This window comes from Vibrio sp. 10N.222.55.C7, assembly GCF_041473335.1.
Classification (GTDB): domain Bacteria; phylum Pseudomonadota; class Gammaproteobacteria; order Enterobacterales; family Vibrionaceae; genus Vibrio; species Vibrio crassostreae_C.
Genome location: NZ_JBFRSC010000065.1, coordinates 1 through 1,096 on the forward strand (window position 1 = coordinate 1; position 1,096 = coordinate 1,096).

The window sequence follows — 1,096 nt, forward strand, 5'->3', positions numbered from 1 at the left end:
ATACCAATTAAAGTAAAAATGTGATCTAATTAAGATTGATGAATTATTGTGAAATTTAGCCATGGATAGCCTTAATAACACTGACTTCAAAAAGCTTGCGAGCCAGCAAAAAACCATTCAGATGAAGATGCGTTTACTTGCGCTCGCACACTTTAAAGACGGCCTCTCTCGTACACAAATTGCAAAATCTCTCAAAGTCAGTCGAACCAGTGTCAATAAATGGGTTCGGATTTTTTTTGAAGAAGGCCTAGAAGGACTTCAAGAAAAACCTCGGACTGGTAGGCCTGCATACCTCACCGATGAGCAGCGGGCTCAACTCAGTGCCTTCATAAAAAAAGAAGCTGAATCACCTTCTGGTGGCCGCCTTGTTGGAAGCGATATACATGACTACATCGTTAAACACTTTGACAAGCACTACCACCCTAATTCCATCTATTATCTCCTCGACCACATGGGTTTTTCTTGGATAACTTCTCGTTCCAAACACCCTAAACAATCACAGCAAATACAGGACGATTTTAAAAAAATTCCAAATCGAAACGATCCTTAAGATCCCCGGCCATATTGGGCTAGAGAGTGTTGATGTCTGGTTTCAAGACGAAGCTAGGTTTGGTCAGCAGAACACAACAACACGTCTTTGGGCTACTCGTGGAACGAGACCTCGCGTAGTAAAACAGCAGCAATTTGAATACGCTTATTTGTTTGGCTCAGTGTGCCCATCGAGAGGGATTGGTGAGGCAATGGTCGTCCCTTGGGTTAACAAAGACATCATGATAAACCATCTAGAGCAGATATCTAAAGTCACAGAAAAAGACCGTCATTCAGTGGTAATAATGGATGGCGCAGGATGGCATACCGATGATATTGCTAACCCATTTGATAATGTCAGTATTATCAAATTGCCGCCATACTCACCAGAGCTTAACCCTATAGAGCAAGTGTGGAGTTGGTTAAGGCAACACTATCTAGCAAACCAAAACTTCATTGATTATAACGATATTGTTTCGAAGGTCTGTAGCGCTTGGAATGGATTTCTTGAGTGCAAAGATCGCGTCACAAAAATGTGTACAAGAGATTGGATTGACCTGATCAGTTA

General features: G+C 41.8%; 1 protein-coding gene. It reads left to right on the forward strand.

What is annotated here, in order from left to right:
* Positions 1-61: 61 nt before the first annotated feature.
* Positions 62-1,096, forward strand: a protein-coding gene (locus AB4482_RS20755) for an IS630 family transposase (protein ID WP_102394396.1) whose coding sequence is annotated in 2 segments (ribosomal slippage) — positions 62-520 and positions 522-1,096 — 1,034 coding nt annotated over the 2 segments. Because the reading frame shifts where the segments join, the coding sequence is not laid out codon by codon here. This gene is flagged as partial in the annotation.